At 68.4% G+C, this 20,920-nt stretch carries 10 protein-coding genes; 3 read left to right on the forward strand and 7 right to left on the reverse strand.

Annotated elements, in window-relative coordinates; translation table 11 throughout:
- Nucleotides 1–15: 15 nt before the first annotated feature.
- The 4 genes from VHAB30_RS12625 to alaS all read right to left on the reverse strand — a co-directional run bounded on the left by VHAB30_RS12625 (nucleotide 16) and on the right by alaS (nucleotide 5,674).
- Nucleotides 16–1,275 carry a D-amino acid dehydrogenase gene (locus VHAB30_RS12625; protein WP_159277233.1) on the reverse strand — a complete coding sequence of 420 codons (1,260 nt, stop codon included), beginning with the start codon at nucleotides 1,273–1,275 and terminating at the stop codon, nucleotides 16–18.
- 153 nt (nucleotides 1,276–1,428) lie between these two features.
- Complete coding sequence (locus tag VHAB30_RS12630) at nucleotides 1,429–1,959, reverse strand: MolR family transcriptional regulator (protein ID WP_159277234.1); 531 nt, start codon at nucleotides 1,957–1,959, stop codon at nucleotides 1,429–1,431.
- 40 nt (nucleotides 1,960–1,999) lie between these two features.
- A complete protein-coding gene (locus VHAB30_RS12635; protein ID WP_159277235.1) occupies nucleotides 2,000–3,016 on the reverse strand; it encodes a 2-dehydropantoate 2-reductase in 1,017 nt (338 codons plus the stop codon).
- Between the two features lie 33 nt (nucleotides 3,017–3,049).
- Nucleotides 3,050–5,674 (reverse strand): alanine--tRNA ligase, encoded by a 2,625-nt coding sequence (gene alaS / locus VHAB30_RS12640; protein ID WP_159277236.1) that lies wholly within the window; start codon nucleotides 5,672–5,674, stop codon nucleotides 3,050–3,052.
- Nucleotides 5,675–5,935: 261 nt separating this feature from the next.
- On the opposite strand from alaS, the gene VHAB30_RS12645 reads away from it, so the two are divergent.
- The 3 genes from VHAB30_RS12645 to VHAB30_RS12655 all read left to right on the forward strand — a co-directional run bounded on the left by VHAB30_RS12645 (nucleotide 5,936) and on the right by VHAB30_RS12655 (nucleotide 8,524).
- Nucleotides 5,936–6,757 carry a ferritin-like domain-containing protein gene (locus VHAB30_RS12645; protein ID WP_095947537.1) on the forward strand — a complete coding sequence of 274 codons (822 nt, stop codon included), beginning with the start codon at nucleotides 5,936–5,938 and terminating at the stop codon, nucleotides 6,755–6,757.
- A gap of 732 nt (nucleotides 6,758–7,489) precedes the next feature.
- The gene (locus tag VHAB30_RS12650; protein ID WP_095744972.1) at nucleotides 7,490–7,726 is read left to right on the forward strand and encodes a hypothetical protein; all 237 of its coding nucleotides are present in this window, start codon (nucleotides 7,490–7,492) and stop codon (nucleotides 7,724–7,726) included.
- A gap of 3 nt (nucleotides 7,727–7,729) precedes the next feature.
- Nucleotides 7,730–8,524 (forward strand): winged helix-turn-helix domain-containing protein, encoded by a 795-nt coding sequence (locus VHAB30_RS12655; RefSeq protein WP_235926616.1) that lies wholly within the window; start codon nucleotides 7,730–7,732, stop codon nucleotides 8,522–8,524.
- Between the two features lie 39 nt (nucleotides 8,525–8,563).
- Here VHAB30_RS12655 and VHAB30_RS12660 read toward each other — a convergent pair whose 3' ends face one another.
- The 3 genes from VHAB30_RS12660 to VHAB30_RS12670 are packed head-to-tail and all read right to left on the reverse strand — an operon-like array spanning nucleotide 8,564 to nucleotide 20,852.
- Complete coding sequence (locus tag VHAB30_RS12660) at nucleotides 8,564–9,001, reverse strand: hypothetical protein (protein ID WP_159277237.1); 438 nt, start codon at nucleotides 8,999–9,001, stop codon at nucleotides 8,564–8,566.
- Nucleotides 9,002–9,003: 2 nt separating this feature from the next.
- Nucleotides 9,004–9,864, reverse strand: a complete 861-nt coding sequence (locus VHAB30_RS12665) for an OmpA family protein (protein ID WP_159277238.1) — start codon at nucleotides 9,862–9,864, stop codon at nucleotides 9,004–9,006.
- A gap of 26 nt (nucleotides 9,865–9,890) precedes the next feature.
- A complete protein-coding gene (locus tag VHAB30_RS12670) occupies nucleotides 9,891–20,852 on the reverse strand; it encodes an ESPR-type extended signal peptide-containing protein (RefSeq protein ID WP_159277239.1) in 10,962 nt (3,653 codons plus the stop codon).
- Between the last annotated feature and the right edge of the window lie 68 nt (nucleotides 20,853–20,920).

Consider the following 20,920-nt stretch of genomic DNA (forward strand, 5'->3'; position numbering starts at 1 on the left):
GGAAGCGGGGTTGGGCTACCCGCCGTAGCGCGCCACGGTCAGGCCTTCCATGTCGATTTCGGGCGCCCTGCCCGCGACCAGGTCGGCCATCACGCGGCCGGTGCCGGCCGCCATGGTCCAGCCGAGCGTGCCGTGGCCGGTGCTCAGCAGCAGGTTGGGCACGCGGGTGGCGCCGATCACCGGCGTGCCGTCGGGCGTCATGGGCCGCAGGCCGGTCCAGAAGGAGGCATCGCGCACGGGGCCGCCGCGCGGGAACAGGTCGGTCACGACGTGCTCGAGCGTGTCGCGCCGCCGCGCGTCGAGTGCCAGGTCGAAACCCGAGAGCTGCGCCGTGCCGCCCACGCGGATGCGATCGCCCAGACGCGTGACGGCGACCTTGAAGGTCTCGTCCATCACGGTCGATTCGGGCGCGCCGCTCGCGTCGGTGATGGGCACCGTGATAGAGAAACCCTTGACCGGGTACACCGGCAGGTCGATGCCCAAGGGCCGCACCAGCGCGGGCGAGTAGCTGCCGAGCGCGACCACGTAGCGGTCGGCGGTGAACACGCCCTGGTCGGTGCGCACCCCGGTCACGCCCTTCCCCGCTTCGCGTTCGAGGGCCTGGATGTTCACGCCGAATCTGAATTGCACGCCCTCGGCTTCGGCCAGCTTGGCCAGCGCCTGCGTGAACTTGAAGCAGTCGCCGGTCTCGTCGCCCGGCAGGCGCAGGCCGCCGACGAACTTGTCCTTCACGGCGCCGAGCGCGGGCTCATGCAGCACACAGCCGTCGCGGTCGAGCACCTGGTAGGGCACGCCCGACGCCTTCAGCACCTCGACGTCCTTCGCGGTGCCGTCGAGCTGTGCCTGCGTGCGAAAGAGCTGCAACGTGCCCTGCATGCGCTCGTCGTAGCGGATGCCCGTGTCGGCGCGCAGCGCCTTCAGGCAGTCGCGGCTGTATTCGGCCAGCCGCACCATGCGGCCCTTGTTGAGTTCGTAGCGTGCCTGCGTGCAGTTGCGCAGCATCGACAGGCCCCAGCGCCACATCGCCGGATCGAGCATCGGCTTGATGACCAGCGGACTGTGCTGCATGAGCATCCACTTGATCGCCTTGACCGGCACGCCAGGCCCGGCCCAGGGCGCCGAATAGCCGGGCGAGACTTCGCCGGCGTTGCCGAAGCTGGTTTCGAGCGCGGGCGCCGGCTGGCGCTCCAGCACCGTCACCGCGTGCCCGGCGCGCGCCAGGTAGTACGCCACCGAGGTGCCGATGACACCGCTGCCGAGAATCAGGACCTGCATGACAACCCCTCCCTCTTGAAAGCCGCCATGGGCCGAGGGTACAGGGTCGGCGACCTGCTGCGCACGACATCTCGCGGGCCTTGCGCGAGAAGGTCGATGGAAAGCAGCACCCAGGCCTCGTCGACGGCCCGGCAGCTTCGGCGGATGCGCCCGTCAGAGGGCGTTCAACACGGCCTGCATCGAGGTCAGGCGCGCCTCGTTCTCGTCGGCGTGCGGCCAGCCGGGATGGCGCACACGGGCGCGCTCGTTCAGTGCCAGTTGGCATGCGATGGCGGCCAGTGCCTCGTCGCGCATCGCTGGATCGACCTCGCCCGTGATCTTGAGCTGCCCGAAGGCCGTCGCGACGCGCGCGCGGCATTCGGACTGCAGGAAGGTCTCGTGCATGTCTTCCTCGGCCAGCCATGTCTCGCGCACGTCGGCATCGGCCCGGTGCATGGATTCCGGCACGCCGAAATCCCAGTCGGCGAGCATCGCCTTGAGGAAGCCCGCGACCTTGCCGTTCTTGCCGCCGTCGCGGTACCAGTCTTCGAGCGACGAGAGCGTGTCGTTGCCGTCGTCGCTGCCGAAGGGGCTGAAGTCGTCGGCCTGGTCGTAGTAGAAATCGTCGGCGGCGAGCGTCACGAAGCGCGGGTGACTGGTCTCGCGGGCGAGGCCTTCTTCGGGGTCGTCGAAATGGTGGGGCATCGGATGGCTTCGGCGGAGTGAATGTACGGATGAACGGGCCCTAAAGGCCCAGCGAGTCCTGCAGTTCGCGTGCCGTCCAGCGCTTCGGCTGTTGCGGCCAGGCCTCGAGCAGCGCGACCATGCGCGCGTTGCGCGGTGCGCTCAGGCCGTGCTCCTGCGCGAGCCGCACCACCTCGCCGCTGAGCGCATCGATCTCGGTGCGACGGCCCAATGCGAGGTCGTCGGCCATGCTGGAGCGGGCCTTGGCGTCGATGCGCAGCATGCGCGCCGCGACGATGCGAAACAGCCAGTCGGGCAAGCGCAACAGCCCCGGCAAGCGCCGCGCCGGCACGGCCGCCACCTGCGCGGGCACGATGCCGCCGGTGCGCAACACGCCCAGCGTTTCGTCGATGAGCGCCGCGAAGCAGCGGCGGTAGCCGCGCTGCATGAGCTCGTCGCGCAGCGGCAGGCCCGACAGCGCGTTGACCGGGTTGTTGAGGTTGAGCAGCAGCTTGCCCCACTGCACCGGCAGCAGGTCGGCATGCAGGTCGAGCGGCACGCCGGCGCGCTCGAACACGGGCAACCAGTCGCGCAGCACGGGGTCGTCTTCCGCGGCCAGCCGGCCGGGCGTGCCGCGGTGGAAGGCGCCGTCGTCGATCTCGGCCACGTTGTACGGCACCATGCCGGCGCGGATGTTGAGCGAGGGGCCGGCCTGCCCCGCGGCGGCGCAGTTCGAGATGCCGTTCTGCAGCGAAACCACCGTGGTGCCGGCCGGCAAGGCAAAGGCCAGTTCGCGCGCCGCCTCGGCCGTGGCGCCGCTCTTCACGCACAGCAGCACCAGCGCGGGCCGCGCGCCCACCGGCACCTGCTCGCACAGGCGCAGCGTGGGCGCCGCCAGCTTGTGCCGGGCGCCGTCGAGGTCGGTGAGCGTGAGGCCGTGGCGCGCGAGCTTGTCGAGCACGCGCGGACGACCGACGAAGGTGACGGGCACGCCCGCCGCGGCGAGGCTGCCGCCGATGAAGCAACCGATGGTGCCCGCCCCCATCACGAGCACTTCACCGGGGATCGCGTCGGACATGAAGTGCTGTGTGGGTAATGAGCGGGAAGGACCTCAGGTCCGTTGGGCGACCCAGGCCTGCACCGATTGCAGCGCGGCAGGCAGGCCCGCGGCGTCGGTGCCGCCGGCCATGGCCATGTCGGGCTTGCCGCCGCCCTTGCCACCGACCTGCTGGGCCACGAAGTTGACCAGCTCGCCGGCCTTGACCTTGGCGATGCTGTCGGCCGTGACGCCGGCCGCGATCTGCACCTTGTCGCCATCGACGGCGGCCAGCACGATGGCGGCGGTTTTCAGCTTGTCCTTCAGCTTGTCCATGGTGTCGCGCAGCGTCTTGGCGTCGGCGCCATCGAGCTTGGCCGCGAGCACCTTGATGCCGTTGACGTCCACCGCCTGCGCGATGAGCTCGTCGCCCTTGGACGACGCGAGCTTGCCCTTGAGCGCGCCCACTTCGCGTTCGAGCGTCTTGACCTGCTCGAGCACCTGCGAGAGGCGGCCCTGCAGCTCGGCGGCCGGCGACTTGAGCGTGGCGGCCACGCTGTGCACGGTCGACTCGAGGTCCTGCAGGTACGACAGCGCGTTGGCGCCCGTGACGGCTTCGATGCGGCGCACGCCGGCGGCCACGCCGCCTTCGCTGACGATCTTGAACAGGCCGATGTCGCCCGTGCGGCCCACGTGGGTGCCGCCGCACAGTTCGCGGCTGGTGCCGATGTCGAGCACGCGCACGGTCTCGCCGTACTTCTCGCCGAACAGCATCATGGCGCCGGTCTTCTGGGCCGATTCGAGGTCCATCACGCGCGCTTGCGTGGGCGCGTTGTCCAGGATCTCGGCGTTGACGCGCTTTTCGATCTCGAGGATCTGCTCGCGCGTGACGGGGGCGTTGTGCGCGAAGTCGAAGCGCGTCTTGTCGGCGTCGACCAGCGAGCCCTTCTGCTGCACGTGGTCGCCCAGCACTTCGCGCAGGGCCTTGTGCATCAGGTGGGTGACCGAGTGGTTGCGCATGGTGGCGGCGCGGCGCGCGGTGTCGACCGCGGCCTTGACCGCGTCGCCGACCTTCAGCGTGCCTTGCGTTTGCGTGCCGTGGTGGCCAAACACGTCGGCCTTGATCTTCTGCGTGTCGTCGACGCCGAACTGCACGCCTTCCGCCACGAGCACACCCTGGTCGCCGACCTGGCCGCCGCTTTCCGAATAGAACGGCGTGGTGTCGAGCACCACGATGCCGCTCTGGCCTTCCTTCAGCTCGTCGACGGCCACGCCTTCGAGGTACAGCGCGACGACCTTGGCGTTTTCTTCCAGGTGGTCGTAGCCGGTGAAGGTGTTGCCCGCGCCGGCGTACTCGACGTTGCGGTCCATCTTGAACTTGCCGGCGGCACGGCCCGCGGCCTTCTGCTTTTCCATCGCGGCGTGGAAACCCGCTTCGTCGACGCTCAGGCCGCGTTCGCGGCACACGTCGGCCGACAGGTCGAGCGGGAAGCCGTAGGTGTCGTGCAGCTTGAAGGCGACGTCGCCCGGCAGCACCTTGGCGTCGCCGGCCAGCGCCGCGTCGAGGATTTCCATGCCGTTGGCCAGCGTTTCGAAGAAGCGTTCTTCTTCGGCCTTCAGCGTGTCGATGATGCGCTTCTCGTCGGCCACCAGCTTGGGGTAGGCGTCGCCCATGAGCTTCACGAGGTCGGGCACCAGCTTGTGGAAGAAGGGCTTCTTCTGGCCCAGCTTGTAGCCGTGGCGGATGGCGCGGCGAACGATGCGGCGCTGCACATAGCCGCGGCCTTCGTTCGACGGAATGACGCCGTCAGCCACCAGGAACGAGGTGGCGCGGATGTGGTCGGCGATCACGCGCAGCGAGTTGTTCGACAGGTCCTGCGTACCCGTTTCGCGGCCGGCGGCCTTGATGAGCGCGTCGAAGATGTCGATCTCGTAGTTGCTGTGCACGTGCTGCAGGATCGCCGCCAGGCGCTCCAGGCCCATGCCGGTGTCGACGCAGGGTGCGGGCAGCTTCTTGACCGAGCCGTCGGGCTGCATGTCGAACTGCATGAACACGTTGTTCCAGATCTCGATGTAGCGGTCGCCGTCTTCATCGGGCGAGCCGGGCGGGCCGCCGGGGATCTCGGGGCCGTGGTCGTAGAAGATCTCGGAGCACGGGCCGCACGGGCCCGTGTCGGCCATCATCCAGAAGTTGTCGGACATGTAGCGACCGCCCTTGTTGTCGCCGATGCGCACGACGCGCTCGGGCGGCAGGCCGATTTCCTTGGTCCAGATGTCGTAGGCCTCGTCGTCCTCGATGTAGACGGTGGCCCAGAGCTTCTCGGCCGGCAGCTTGTAGACCTGGGTCAGCAGCTCGAAGGCCCACTTCAGCGAGTCGCGCTTGAAGTAGTCGCCGAAGCTCCAGTTGCCCAGCATCTCGAAGAAGGTGTGGTGGCGCGCGGTGTAGCCCACGTTCTCGAGGTCGTTGTGCTTGCCACCGGCACGCAGGCAGGCCTGCACCGAGGCGGCGCGCACGTAGGGGCGCTTGTCTTCGCCGAGGAACACGTCCTTGAACTGGACCATGCCCGAGTTCGTGAACATGAGCGTCGGGTCGTTGCCCGGCACCAGCGAGCTCGAAGGCACCACCGTGTGGCCCTTGGAGGCGAAGAAATCGAGAAAGGTCTTGCGGATGTCCGCGACCGTGAATGTGGGCTGGCTCATCTTTGGATTTCGTCTGCTGTCGGGGGCGGCCTGGCGATGGCGACCCTGCGTCGAAACCACTGCGTTGAACCGGCCTAACTGCTTGATTTGCTTGAACAATCGATTATAGGTTTGCGCATGGTGCCCGGACCCGCCGCGGGCCTTGCGCACGCGCGATCCGGGAGCCGGGGCTAATATGGACGGCTGAAGCGGTGCGCGCCCTCCCCGGCTGCAGCCTGTTTCGCCCCTGTTTTCATCGGCAACATGAATCAAGGAGCACGCATGGCGGGTCAGGCGTCGGAACACTGGAAGATCGAAGACCTCGATTTCTCCCGCATCGCACGCGAGCAGGTGCGCACGGACGAAAACCTCTTCTACCTGGTGGCGTCGGCCTCCTTCATCGAGAGCGGCTCCGACCTGTACACGCAGAACCTGGTCGATTTCTTCCGGGGCGACGACGAGGTCACCGAGTGGCTGTCGAACCACTGGGAGCAGGAAGAGCTGCAGCACGGCCGGGCCCTGCGCGCCTACGTGGACCACGTCTGGCCCGAATTTCCCTGGGAAAGCGCCTACCGCGGCTTCCTCGACGAGTACGCCACCTACTGCAAGGTCGAGCTGCTGGCCCCGACCCGCGCCCTGGAAATGACCGCCCGCTGCGTGGTCGAGACCGGCACCGCCACCTACTACCGGGCCATGGCCCGCAGCACCACCGAGCCGGTGTTGCGTGACCTGGCCACGCGCATCGCGACCGACGAGGTCAACCACTACAAGCACTTCTACCGGTTCTTTCGCCGCTACCGCGCGCAGGAGCGGCTGAACCGTTTCCGCGTGATGGGCACCATCGGCCGGCGCACGCTGGAGCTGAAAAGCGAGGACGCCGACTGCGCCGTCCGCCACGTGCTGCAGGCCCGCGCCCCGCACCGCGCCGGCGACGCGGCCTACGTGCAGCAACTGAGCGCGCACATGAACCGCACCATCCGCACCCACCTGAGTCCCGCCGCCACGTTGAAGATGCTGATGCGCCCGCTGGAGCTGCCGGCCCGGGTGCAGACGGTGATCCAGTACCCGATCCGGCAGTTCATGGAGCATGTCTTCCTGCGCTGACGGGCCAAAACCCCAGAAAACGCCGGAAAACGCGCAAAAAAAACCCAGCACGATGCTGGGCTGAATCTCTGGATTGCTGTCACGCACAGAGAACCCGCACTTGAAGCGAGTCCGCAAAATTTAGGGCCCGGGCCGCCCCCGGCTTGTCGGACAACACCGACAGTTCTGCACGATCGTTCGGACCGAGGGTATCCCCCGAAGCTCGAAAAAGTGCCAAATTCTTCACACTTTTTAACTTGTCCTACGGTTACGACATTTTTCAGCTGACATGCGGGGCGCGCGTCCTCGCCGAGGATGCACTTGCTGTCACGCAACAGGGCCGCAAAAGAAGAGCTCTCTGTTTGCCTTAGAGCGCGCCCCTTCGGGGGCCCCTCGAGATACCCGCTCCGGCGGGTATTTTTTTGCCCGCCGCCGGGCCGCCCGTCGCCCTACCACATCGCCATGACGGGTTTTCCCAATCCGGTGGGGACAATGTTGTGGAAAACCGTGTGTGCAGCGCGCGAAACCCTTGCCTGGCGGGGCCTGCAACGCGGTGCCTGCGAAAGAGGCAGCGAAGGTAAAAAACCCGGAAAAATATTTTTCCCGCCCGTTTTCCTCTCCGAGACCCGCCCGCAGCCGCCCCGAACGGCGCTGAAAGAATTCATCAGACTCCCACCCCGAAGCCCCCGCTAGCATCGAACGACCCGGGCGGCCAGCCTGCGCCGCGCCGGGGACCCAAGGGAGCAAAACATCGTGAAGTGGATCGTGGCTGGCTTTGTGGCGCTGGTTTTCTCAGTGCTGTCGTTCAACGCATTCATTGCCAACGACCTGAGCCGCCAGACCCGCGGCAACCGGCTCATCGCCATGCTGACCGACCTGTACGGCTGGCTGATGGGCACCCTGGGCGCCGTGCCGACGGGCGTGCTGTTCGCCGCGTGCGCCGTGGGCATCGTGGTGCTGGCGGTCCGGGACGGCAAGAAGGCGTCCTGAGCCATGCCGGTGACCACGCGCGTGGCCCTGCTCGACCCGCAAGGCACCACCGGACCCCAGCTGCTGCACAGCCTGCCCCGCCTGGGCTACGACACCCTGCGGTTCTCGAGTGCGGGCGACTTCTTTGCGTTGCTGGACAGCGGCCAGCCGATCGACCTGCTGCTGCTGGTGGTCGAGAACGAGCTGGCTTCGCGCAGCCTCTTCGCCGCCTGCAGGGCATTGAACATCCCGACGCTGCTCATCGTGCGCGAAAGGCGCTGGGAGCAGCTCATGCCCTGGCGCGACGCGCCGGGCTGGGACGACTTCATCGAGCTGCACGGCGCCGGCATCGACGACGCCATCAACGAACTGGCCTGGCGCATGCGCACCCTGCTGCTGCGCGCCCGGCAGGCCGCGCAGACCGCCAGCCTCGGCGCGGCGAGCTGGGGCCCCTACCGTTTTCTCGACATGGCCCACACGGTGCTGCTGCACGAGCGGCGCATCCGCCTGCAGCCGCGCCAGTACGCCTTCGCCGTCACGCTGTTCCGCAACGCCGGGCAGGTGATCACGCGCGAGTGGCTGTGGCAGTCGATCTGGGACAAGACCACGCCGTATGAAGGCACGCGCGTGCTCGACGTGTGCGCGGCCAACATCCGCAAGCGCCTGGACCTGTGCGCCGCGAACGGCTACGAGCTGCGCGCGGTCTACAAGCAGGGCTACCGGCTGGTGTCGGTGTTGCCCGGGCGCGAACCCGTCAAGGAGAGGGAGTTCACGCGAAGAGGCCGGCCACGCCATGCCGCCCTTGCCGTGAATTGCTGACAGGCCCGGCCCCGCAGCGGGCCGGGCCCCGGGCGCGCGTCAGGCGTCCGCCCCCACGCGAATCAGACGCGCCGGCTTCAGCCGGCCGTCCAGCGACGCCAGCCAAACGCCCAGGTCCTCGTTCGACACGGGCGTCAGCAGCAGCTCGTAGGAACGCTGCGCGCGCACCGCGACCGGCACCGACTCCACGCTCTCCAGCTCCGAGCGGTGCGTGAGGTACAGCAGCGGCAGCATCCAGTCGGCCGCCTGGTGCATCGCGGGCACGCGCGCCACCGTCTTCTGCGCGTCGGCGTGCAGCCCCACGATCACCCCGTCGAAGCGCTGGCCCACCTCCAGCGCCTGGATCAGGTCGGCGATGCGCACGAAGGGAATGAAGTCGGCCCCCAGCGCCGTCAGCGAGTTGCCGGTACAGGCGCGCTGCAAGGCGTCGGAATCGACCAGCGCGATCCGGTACCCCGAGGGAGCAGGCGCGTTCATCGTCACTGCTCCCCTGCGATGTCGAGCTCGACGCGCCGGTTGGGCTGCAGGCACTGCAGCAGCGCTGGCGTGCTGCGACTGCCTTCGCAGTCGGACACCAACGGCTGGCGCTTGCCCATGCCCGCGGTGCGGATCAGCTTGCGGTCCAGCCCCTGCTGCACCAGCAGGTCGCGCACGGTATTGGCGCGCTCCAGCGACAGCGCCTCGTTGTAGGCGTCGCCGCCCAGCCGGTCGGTGTGGCCCGTCACCACGATGTAGTGCAGCGAGCGGAAGTTGTTGCGCAGCTCGACGGCCAGGTGCTCCAGCCGCGTGCGGCCCGCGGGCTGCAGGTCGGTGAGCGAGGCGCCGTCGAAGCGGAACAGGCCATCCGCATTGAGCGTGACCTTCTGCGGCGGCGCCAGCTTGGTGCTGGCCGGTATCGGCGTGGCCGCCGGCGGCTGCGCGAGCAAGGCGCAGTCGGGGTTCTTCCACCAGCCGCCAGTCATGAGCTCGCTGCCGTTGAAACGCACCATGTACTGGCAGGTGACGTGCTCGCTGCCCTTGCCCGTGTAGAAGTGGAAGATGTAGTTCCACTCGCGCACGCCCCACAGGCCTTCGCTGAAGTGCGGCCAGCCCAGCAGCTCGCGCAGCTGGTCCTTGCCCATGCCGGGGCGCACGCGCTGGAACTTCTCGGTGCCCGGGAAGGCGCCCTGCTTCCACTTGGCGCTGTCCAGCGCCGGAAACTCCTCGGGCCTGGGCGCTGCGGGCTTCTCGGCCGCTGCGCGCGCCTGCGCGTCCTTGTCGATGGCGGCGCCGGGCGAGGCGCAGCCCTGCAGGGCCGCGAGCAAGGCCGCCAGTGCGACGGCGGACAGGGTTCGGTTCATCTGCTTCATTCTTTTTCTCTCCCGCTTCAATTGAAGACCCACTCGGCACCGACCGTGGCCGCGGCCCCGGCGCGGCTCATGCCCACGCCGCCGGTCACGCTCCAGCCGTTGTTCTCGGCCGTGCGGCGGAAGCTGATGCCCACCGCGCTCTCGCCCTTGAACGTGCCGTAGCCCACGCGCATCACCGTCTTGCCCGGCACCGAGGTGCCCGGCATCTGCACGGCCATGGCGGCGGCCACGCCGGCATAGGCGTTCTTGGCGGTGTTGCGCAGCTCGTTGCCCAGCGCGTTGGTGCGCGCGTCGGTGTAGGCCATGCCGGCGGCGCCGGCCTGGTTCAGCTGCTGCACGTTGACCGCGTCGGTGGGCGCCACGCCCGGTGCCACGTTCTGCACCGTGACCGGGCCGGTGGAGGCCCCGTTGCCCATGGTCACGCTGTTGTAGTTGACGCTGCCGTCCACGTTCGTGTCGTAGCGCACCGCGCTTTGCTGCACGGCCTGCAGCTGGCGCACGTTCACCGCGTCGGTGGCCTGCGTGCCGCCAGCCACGTTGGTGATCTGGCGTTCGTTGCCGGCCGCACCGACCGACACCGCGCCCTGCGCCGACTGCACCACGGTGTTCGAGAACATCTCGCGCTGCCCGTTCATGCCCGCGCGGTTGGCCACCGCGCCGTCGCCCAGCGCCACGCTGTTGGCCGTGCTGGCCGTGCTGTTGGCACCCAGCGCGATGCTGCCGGCCGCCTTGGCCTGCGCGTTGTTGCCGGTGGCGATGGCGTTGTTGCCCAGCGCGACCGCGTTCGGCCCGATGGCCACGCTCTCGGCGCCGGCGGCGTTCGAGTCGGCCGCCTTCGAGTTGGCGTGGAAGTACTTGATGCCGCCGCCACCGGTGGTCATGTTGTTGATCGCCTGGTTCGTCGCGTACAGCTGGCTGCCGTTCACCGCGTCGGTGCTGGTGGCGCTGATCTCGCCGGCCGCGACGTTGGTGAGCTGGCGCTCGGCATCCTTCGAACCGACGCTGACCACGCCCACCGGCTTGGTGCCGGCGAACTGGTAGGTCGTGCCCTGGAGCGTGACGCTCTCAGTGGGCTTGGCCTCCGCCGTGGTCGCGTCGTTGCCCAGCGCGACGCTGTTCTTCGTGGTGACCACGGCGCCCGTGCCGATCGCCACGCCCCGGTCGGCCTTGACGGCCGCGCCCGAGCCCACCGCCGTGCTGTCGGTGCCCGTGGACGTGGGCGCCACGTAGGTCGTCGGCGAACCGGTGATCCACTTGCTGCCCGCCGCCGCGGCCTGGCTGGCCACCGCCTGCAGCTGCGCCACGTTCACGGCGTCGCTCGGTGCACTGCCGGCGGCCACGCCGGTGATCTGGCGGAACACGCCGTTGGCGGCGTCGCCCACGCCCACCGCACCCGTCGTGCTGGTGGTGGCCGCGATGGCATCCGCTTGTGCCGCGGTCGCCTCCGGCGGCACATAGCCCTTCACGCCCGCTGCGCGGTCGGCCACCGAGCCTGCGCCCAGTGCCGCGCCACCGGCCGCGGTGGCCGTGCTGCCTGCGCCCACGGCCACGCTGACGTCGCCGGCGGCGGCGCTCAGCGCGCCCATCGCGACGCTCGCCACGCCCGAGGCGTTCGATGCCATGCCCGCGGCCACGCTGCCATTGCCGCCGGCCCGTGCCCAGGCGCCGAAGGCGGCGCTGTCGATGCCGTCGGCAGTCGAGAAGTAGCCCACCGCCGTGCTGCGGTCGCCCATCGCCCAGGCGGCATTGCCGATCGACGTGGCGCTGACGCCCGCGGCCTGCGCCGCAGTGCCCATCGCCACCGCGTTAACGGCCGTCGCCTGCGCGTCCTTGCCCGCAGCGATCGCGTCGGCGCCCGTGGCACCGTCGTTGTTCTCGTTGCCGCCGCCGGTCGAGTTCACGCTGTAGTACTTGGTCTTGCTCTCGGCGACCGTGTCCTTGAGCTGGCTGACGTTCACCGCATCGGTGCCGGCCACGCCGGGTGCCACGTTGGTGATCACCTTGCCGCCCGCATCGACCCCCGCCGTGGTCACGCTCGGACCGCCGACGATGGTCAGGCCGGTGGCGCCGAGGGTGACGTTCGGGCCCACGGTCACGCCGGCGTTGTTCATCACCGTGTCGCCGGTGGTCACACTGTCGAACTTCACGTCCTTGGCTGTGGCCACGGTCAGCGTGTTGCCGTTGCGGGTGACGACCATGTTGTCGCCATTGGCGAAATTGGCCGTGCCGCCGGGCGCGATGTTCTGCGGCGTCGCCTCGCCGTTCGCGCTCAGGTTCCAGCCCTTGCTGGCCGTGGCGTCGACCAGCTTGAGCTGCTCTTCGGTGGCCGCGCGGCCCACGGTCGCGAAGCTCGGGTCGGTCAGCGTCTTGTTGCTCAGGCCCTGGATGTCATTGCTGACGCCGCTGAGCTTGACGGTGCCGCTGGTGACGCCGCCGGCTGCGACTGCGGTGGTCGTCGTGCCGTTGTTGACCGTCAGGCCTGTAGTGTTCAGCACGCTCTGGCCGACCGTCACGCTGTTGTTGACCTTCACGTCGTCGGCCAGCTTGAAGTCGAGGTTCGTGCCGGTGCGCGTGATCGCGATGTTGCTGTCCGAGTTGCTGAAGTCGACCTTGCCGCCTGGAGCGACATTGCCGCCGGTGGCTTCGCCATTGGCTGCGACATTCCAGCCTGCGCTGGCCGTGTCGTTGACCTGCTTCAGTTGCTCTTCCGTCGCAGCACGGCCCACAGTCGCGAAGCTCGGGTCGGTCAGCGTCTTGTTGCTCAGGCCCTGGATGTCATTGCTGACGCCGCTGAGCTTGACGGTGCCGCTGGTGACGCCACCCGCCGCGACGGCCGTGGTGATCGTGCCGTCGTTCACGGTCAGGCCCGTGGTGTTGAGCACGCTCTGGCCCACAGTCACGCTGTTGTTGACTTTCACGTCGTTCGCCAGCTTGAAGTCAAGGTTCGTGCCGGTGCGCGTGATGGCGATGTTGCTGTCCGAGTTGCTGAAATCGACCTTGCCACCCGGTGCGACGTTGCCGCCCGTGGCTTCGCCGTTGGCTGCGACATTCCAACCCGCGCTGGCCGTGTCGTTGACGATCTTGAGCTGTTCTTCCGTGGCCCCGCGGCCCACGGTCGCGAAGCTCGGGTCGGTCAGTGTCTTGTTGCTCAGGCCTTGGATGTCATTGCTGACGCCGCTGAGCTTGACGGTGCCGCTGGTGACGCCGCCGGCTGCAACAGCCGTGGTGGTCGTGCCATCGTTCACCGTCAGACCCGTGGTGTTGAGCACGCTCTGCCCCACCGTCACGCTGTTGTTGACCTTCACGTCGTTAGCGAGCTTGAAGTCGAGGTTCGTGCCGCTGCGCGTGATCGTGACGTTGCTGTCGGAGTTGCTGAAGTCGACCTTGCCGCCAGGAGCGACATTGCCGCCCGTGGCTTCGCCGTTGGCCGCGACATTCCAGCCTGCGCTGGCGGTGTCGTTGACCTTCTTCAGTTGCTCTTCGGTCGCTGCACGTCCCGCCGTCGCGAAGCTCGGATCGGTCAGCGTCGTGTTGCTGAGACCCTTGATGTCGTTGGTGACACCGCTGAGGTTCACGCTGCCGCTGGTCACGCCGCCTGCGGCCACCGCAGTGGTCGTGGTGCCGTTGTTGACCGTCAGGCCCGTGGTGTTGAGCACGCTTTGGCCTACGGTCACGCTGTTGTTGACCTTGACGTCATCGGCCAGCTTGAAGTCCAGGTTCGTACCGCTTCGCGTGATGGCGATGTTGCTGTCCGAATTGCTGAAGTCGACCTTGCCGCCCGGCGCGACGTTGCCGCCCGTGGCCTCGCCGTTGGCCGCGACATTCCAGCCTGCGCCGGCGGTGTCGTTGACCTTCTTCAGTTGCTCTTCAGTGGCCGCACGCCCCACGGTTGCAAAGCTCGGGTCGGTCAACGTCGTGTTGCTGAGACCCTGAATGTCGTTGGTGACACCGCTGAGGTTCACGCTGCCGCTGGTCACGCCGCCTGCGGCCACCGTGGTGGTCGTGGTGCCGTTGTTCACCGTCAGGCCCGTGGTGTTGAGCACGCTCTGGCCCACGGTCACGCTGTTGTTGACCTTCACGTCGTCAGCGAGCTTGAAGTCGAGATTCGTGCCCGTGCGGGTGATCGCGATGTTGCTGTCGGAGTTGCTGAAGTCGACCTTGCCGCCAGGCGCCACATTGCCGCCCGTGGCCTCACCGTTCGCTGCCACGTTCCAGCCTGCGCTGGCCGTGTCATTGACGATCTTGAGCTGCTCTTCAGTCGCTGCACGGCCTACCGTCGCGAAGCTCGGGTCGGTCAACGTCTTGTTGCTCAGGCCCTGGATGTCGTTCGTCACGCCACTCAGGCTGACCGTCCCGCTGGTCACACCGCCAGCAGCCATCGTCGTGGTGGTCGTGCCGTTGGTCACGGTCGTGCCTGTCGCCGACGTCGTCGTGACGTTGCCTGCGCCGTCGTTCACCGTCAGGCCCGTCGTGTTGAGCACGCTCTGGCCCACGGTCACGCTGTTGTTGACCTTGACGTCGTCGGCCAGCTTGAAGTCGAGGTTCGTGCCGGTGCGTGCGATCGCGATGTTGCTGTCCGAGTTGCTGAAGTCGACCTTGGCGCCCGGTGCGACATTGCCGCCCGTGGCTTCGCCGTTCGCCGCGACATTCCAGCCTGCGCTGGCCGTGTCGTTGACGATCTTGAGCTGCTCTTCCGTGGCCCCACGGCCCACCGTCGCAAAGCTTGGATCAGTCAGCGTCTTGTTGCTCAGACCCTGGATGTCGTTGGTCACGCCACTCAGGTTGACCAAGCCACTGGTCACGCCGCCTGCCGCGACTGCGGTGGTGGTCGTTCCGTTGTTGACCGTCAGACCGGTGGTGTTCAGCACGCTCTGGCCCACGGTCACGCTGTTGTTGACCTTCACGTCGTCAGCGAGCTTGAAGTCGAGGTTCGTACCGCTGCGGGTGATCGTGACGTTGCTGTCGGAGTTGCTGAAGTCGACCTTTCCGCCAGGCGCCACATTGCCACCCGTGGCCTCACCGTTCGCCGCCACGTTCCAGCCTGCGCTGGCCGTGTCATTGACGATCTTGAGCTGTTCTTCCGTAGCCCCACGGCCCACCGTCGCAAAGCTTGGATCAGTCAGCGTCTTGTTGCTCAAACCCTGGATGTCGTTGGTCACGCCACTCAGGTTGACCGTCCCGCTGGTCACGCCGCCTGCCGCGACCGCGGTGGTGGTCGTGCCGTTGTTGACCGTCAGACCCGTGGTGTTGAGAACGCTCTGGCCCACGGTCACGCTGTTGCTGACCTTCACGTCGTCAGCGAGCTTGAAGTCAAGGTTCGTACCGCTGCGGGTGATCGTGACGTTGCTGTCGGAGTTGCTGAAGTCCACCTTGCCGCCAGGCGCGACATTGCCGCCCGTGGCCTCGCCGTTGGCCGCCACGTTCCAGCCTGCGCTGGCCGTGTCATTGACGATCTTGAGCTGCTCTTCAGTGGCCGCACGGCCCACCGTCGCAAAGCTCGGATCGGTCAGCGTCTTGTTGCTCAGCCCCTGAATGTCGTTCGTCACCCCACTCAGCTTGACCGTCCCGCTGGTCACGCCACCGGCCGCAACGGCTGTGGTCGTCGTTCCATCGTTCACCGTCAGGCCCGTGGTGTTGAGCACGCTCTGGCCCACCGTCACGCTGTTGTTGACCTTCACATCGTCAGCCAGCTTGAAGTCGAGATCCGTGCCGGTGCGCGTGATCGCGATGTTGCCGTCCGAGTTGCTGAAGTCGACCTTGGCGCCCGGTGCGACGTTGCCCCCCGTGGCTTCGCCGTTGGCCGCCACGTTCCAACCCGCGTTGGCGGTCGCATCGACGGCCTTGAGCTGGCTCACGTTCACCGCATCCGTATCGACCGCGCCGGCCGCCACGTTGGTGATGCGCCGCTCGGCACCCACGCCGCCTACCGACACTTCGCCCACCGGCGTCGCGCCGGCGACCGACGTTGCGCCCGGCGGCACGTAGGCCGCGTTCGCGTTCAACGTCGCCAGGTCCGTGGCCGTGGTGCTGTTGGCACCGAGCGCCACCGCGTTCGCGTAGGTGGCGCTGGCATCGGTGCCGATGCTGACGCCGCTGTCGCCCGTGGCCTTGGCACGGGTGCCGATGGCGACGGTGTTGCTGGCGCTGATGTTCTCGCCCGCGTTCAAGCCGATCGCGACGTTGGCGCTGCCCTGGACCCCGCCGCCGGAAAGACCGCCCAGCGCCACGTTGAAGGCGCCGTTGGTGCCCTGCCCCGCGGAACTTCCGATGCCCACGTTGGAGAAACCGGTCGTGACTGCCCCGCCGTTCACGCCGATGCCGATGTTGGAGTCACCAGTGACGCGGGCGCCCGCGCTCAACCCGAGCGCGGTGTTGTTCCCGCCCGTCACCGACACACCCGCGCTGTTGCCGACGGCCGTGTTGTCCGCTCCCGCAACCTGCCGGCCCGCACCGTACCCGACGAAGGTGTTGTGCGAGTTGCCAGCCGCCGTGCTGCCCGAGCCGGCCATGTTGCCGACCGCCACGGTGCCCACGCCCGCGGCCACGGCATCCACGCCTGACGCGATCGCATTGATGCCGGTCGCGCCCTTGTTGTCGTAGTTGCCGCCCTGCGTGCCGTTGTCGTTCACGCTGTAGTAGTGCGTCTGCGCGCCCTTGAGCTGGCTCACGTTGACGGCATCCGTATCGTCCGAGCCCGCCGCCACGTTGGTGATGCGCCGCTCCTTGCCCGCGCTGCCCACCGACACCTCGCCCACCGGCGCGGTGCCGGCCACGGCCGTCGCGCCTGCCGGCACATAGGCGTTCTTGAGCGCCAGTGCGGTTGCGTCCTGCGTCGCCTTCGAATCCGCGCCGAGCGCGACACCGTTGGCCGCACTGGCCTGCGCCTGGCGGCCGATGGCAACGCCGTCGTTCTTGCTGGCCACGGCGCTGTTGCCGATGCTCACCGTGTTGTCGGCGGTGATGCCACTCAACGTCGCGGGATCGACCACGCCCGCCAGGGTGCCGATGGCGACGTTGCTGTTGCCCTTGGTGCCGGCGCCCGCCGCCGCGCCGATGCCGACGTTCGTGTCGCCGACGACGGAGGAGCCCGACAGGTCGCCCATGGCGATGTTGTCGTTGCCGTTCACGGCCTGGCCCGCACTGCCGCCGATCGCGGTGTTGTAGGTGCCCTTGGTCCCGATGCCGCTGTAGACACCCATCGCCAGGTTGTAGTCGCCCTGGACGCCCTGGCCCGCCGCGATGCCGAACGCCGCGTTCGAGCTGCCAGCCACGTCCTTGCCCGCAGCGGAACCCACGGCGGTGTTGCTGGAACCCACGACACCACCACCCGCTTCGGTGCCGATGCCCACGTTGTTCTGGCCGGCCAGGCCGGCGCTGGCGCCCACACCGGCCTGGTAGCCGATGGACACGCTGCGCTCGCCGTTGGCCTGCGCGCCCACGCCCGCCGCCAGTGCATTGATGCCGGTGGCGCCATCGTTGGCGTAGTTGCCGCCCTGCACGCCGTTGTCGTTCACGCTGTAGTAGTGCGTCTGGCCCGCTTTCAGCTGCGCGACGTTCACCGCGTCGGTGGCTTGCGTGCCCGCCGCCACGTTCGTGATCTGGCGCGTCTGCCCGTTGCCGCCCACGCTCACTGCGCCCAGCGTGCTCTTCCACGTGGCCGAGGTGTCCGTCGAGGCCAGGCCCGTGGCCGGGTCGAAGCCCGCCACGCCCTTGTCCGTGCTCGCCACCGACTTGCTGCCCAGTGCCACGCCGTCGGCCACCGTCACGCTGGTCGAATCGCCCAGTGCCGTGACATTGGCCACGTTGACCTTGACGTTGTTGCCCAGCACGAAGGTGTTGCTCGCCGCTGCGCCCAGCGTGTTGTTGTTGCCCACGCTGTAGCTGTTGGCGCCGTCGATCACGGTCGGGTCGCCGATGGCGCCGCTGTTGTTGCCGTTGACGACGTTGCCCGTGCCGATGCTGATCGACTGCGTGCCCAGCGCCTGGGCGCCCGTGCCGATCGCGATGGCGCGCTCGGCATTGGCAAATGCCTGGGTGCCCAGGGCGATCGTGTCGCTCGCCGTCGTCGGCGTGATGTTCCCGGCGGCCACATCGCCGGCAAGGCCCGCGGCCGAGCCGATCGCCAGGTTGCGGTTGCCGCTCACCAGGGCCCCTGCCGTCTGGCCGAGCGCGATGTTCTCGTTGCCGTCGGCGGCAAGACCGGCGTTCTGGCCCAGCGCCACGTTGCCGTTGCCCTTGGCGATCGAGCCTGCCCCCGCACCGATGGCGAGATTCGCATCACCCTGGGTGCCAAGCCCCGCCCCCTGCCCGATCGCGGCATTGCCCGAACCCACGACGCTGGCGCCCGCCGAAGTGCCCATGCCGATGTTGCCGTCGCCCTTCACGAAAGCGCCCGCGGCGAAGCCCCATGCGGCATTGCTGTCGCCCTCGGTGTTTGCGCCCGCCAGGTTGCCGAAGGCCGAGTTGGCGGTGCCCTTGGAGAAGATGCCCGCCCCCGCGCCGATGAAGCTGTTCAGGTCGCCTTCCGACGAGCTGCCGGCCGTTGCCCCGATGAAGGTGTTGCTGTTGCCCGACGCCGCCTGCCCTGCGTTGTTGCCGATGGCGGTGATGTCCGCGCCCGCGCTCTTGTTGCCGGCACCGGCACCGATGAAGGTCCCCGTCAGCACGGTCGAATCCTTGCCCGCGCTTGCGCCGATTGCCACCGTGCCGCCCTTGGCGGCAGAGGCCTGGGTTCCGATCGCCACGCCGTTCGCGCCGGCCGCGTTGGCCTGGTAGCCCTGCGCAATCGCATAGTGGCCGCCGGCCGTCGCGCCATGACCCATGGCGGTCGCATGGTCCCCGCCGGCCTTGGCATCGACGCCCGAGGCCATGGCGTTGAGGCCCGTGGCGCCCTTGTTGTCGTAGTTGCCGCCCTGCACGCCGTTGTCGTTCACGCTGTAGTAATGCGTCTGCCCCGCCTTGAGCTGCGCGACGTTCACCGCATCGGTGGCTTGCGTGCCCGCCGCCACGTTCGTGATCTGCCGCGTCTGGCCGTTGCCGCCCACGCTCACCGCGCCCAGCGTGCTCTTCCACGTGGCCGAGGTGTCCGTCGAGGCCTTGCCCGTGGCCGGGTCGAAGCCCGCCACGCCCTTGTCCGTGCTCGCCACCGACTTGCTGCCCAGCGCAGCGCCGTCAGCCACCGTCACGCTGGTCGAGTCGCCCAGCGCAGTCGCGTTGGCCACGTTGACGTTGACGTTGTTGCCCAGCACGAAGGTGTTGTTCGCCGCAGCGCCCAGCGTGTTGTTGTTGCCCACGCTGTAGCTGTTGGCGCCGTCGATCGTGCTCGGATCGCCGATGGCGCCGCTGTTGTTGCCGTTGACGACGTTGCCCGTGCCGATGCTGATCGACTGCGTGCCGTTGGCCTGGGCACCCTTGCCCATGGCAATGGAGGCTTCGCCCTTCGCAAAGGCGCTGTCGCCCACCGCCACGCTGGACACACCGAACGCCTTGCTCGTCGTGCCGATGGCCACGGCGGCCTTGTCGCCGGCGACCGCCGACGAGCCCAGCGCCACGGCGTCGTCGCCGGTGGCGCGCGACAGGTGGCCGATGGCCGTCGTGCGGCTGGCATCGATGCCGGCCACGCCGTTGCGCTGGAACGCCTGGGTGACCGAGGTCTGCAGCTCGGCGGCGGTGACCAGCACGTTGCCGCTGCTGGCCTCGATGACGTTGCCGCTGGCGTCCAGGGTGTAGGTGCCGTCGGCCAGGCCGGCCTCGGTCACGCCGCGCTTGGCCAGAAAGCCCATGTACTCGGTCTGCGCCGCCAGGTTCGCCGCCTGCACGGCGGCCTGGGAGATCGGGGCGTTCGGGTCCTGCGCGGCCAGCGCCAGGTTGGCGCTCGCCAGGGTGCCGAGCGCGATGTTGTTGCTGCCCTTGGCCTGAAAGCCCGCCATCGTGCCCTGGTTGATGTTCTGGTCGCCCGTCACGAACTGGCCGGCGCGCTGGCCCACCGCGACGTTGCGGTTGCCGCTCGAGAGCCCGCCCGCGCCGTAGCCCATGCCGGCGTTCTCGTCGCCCTGCACCACAAGGCCCGCCTGGTTGCCGACGTAGGAATTGCGCGCGCCATTGCCGCTCGCGCCCGAGCCGCTGCCGACGAAGGTGTTGAGCGAATTGCTGAAATCGTTGGGGTCGGCCTTGGCGGGGCGGCCCGTGCCCGCGAACGTGCCGATCGCGACGGTGTCGTAGCCGGCTTCGGCGCGCGAACCCAGCGCGGTGCCGCGTCCCTCGGCCTTGGCCGAGCCCCCCAGGGCCACGGAGTTGCCTTCGGTCGCGGAGGCATAGGTGCCCACCGCCACGGAACTCCAGTTCTCGGTCGGTCCGGTCAGGCGGTCGCCACCGCTCGCAATGGCGGCGCGGCCGATGGCGATGTCGCCGAGCTTGTGCGCCTCGGCGCCGTTGCCCATGGCCACGGTGTCGTTCGCGAGCGCCTTCGCATCGGGGCCGATCGCCACGCTGTTGACGCCGATGGCGCCCGAGTTGGCCTGCGTCGAGTTGCCGACCGCCGTCGAGTTCACGTGCAGGTACGGTGTCTCGTCGACATTCACCCAACGACCGTTCTTCCAGGTCATCAGCCCGACGCCGAGGCCGTTGGCCGAGGTGCCTGCCGTGGTGTTGAAGACGACCATGCCTTCCACCGGCGTGGGCGCGGCGAGACCCCAGGTCGATGCGTCGGCCAATGCCACACGCGGCATCAGCACGCCCTTGTTCGGTACGCCCGGGCCCGGCTCCGCACCGATCGTCAGCCAGGCACTGGGGTCCGGGTTCGGCGTCCCGATCCCGACCTGCGCGAGCGCCGGCCCGCCCAACAGGAGCATGCCCAGACCCAGCGCCGCGAGCTGGCGTTGCGCGCTGCGGCTTTTCTTGCCTCGGGCCGAAGCAATTTCCGACGCGGCAACCCAGGCGCCCAGCGCCTCATTCCAGATGGATCGATAAGACTTGTTCATTTCCCCTGTTCCTCGGATGCAAGCCGGCTGTACCCCGCAGGATCGCGACATGGCGAGCGGAGATGACC

Origin of the sequence: Variovorax boronicumulans, assembly GCF_009811375.1 — a bacterium.
Taxonomy (GTDB): Bacteria; Pseudomonadota; Gammaproteobacteria; order Burkholderiales; family Burkholderiaceae_C; genus Variovorax; species Variovorax boronicumulans.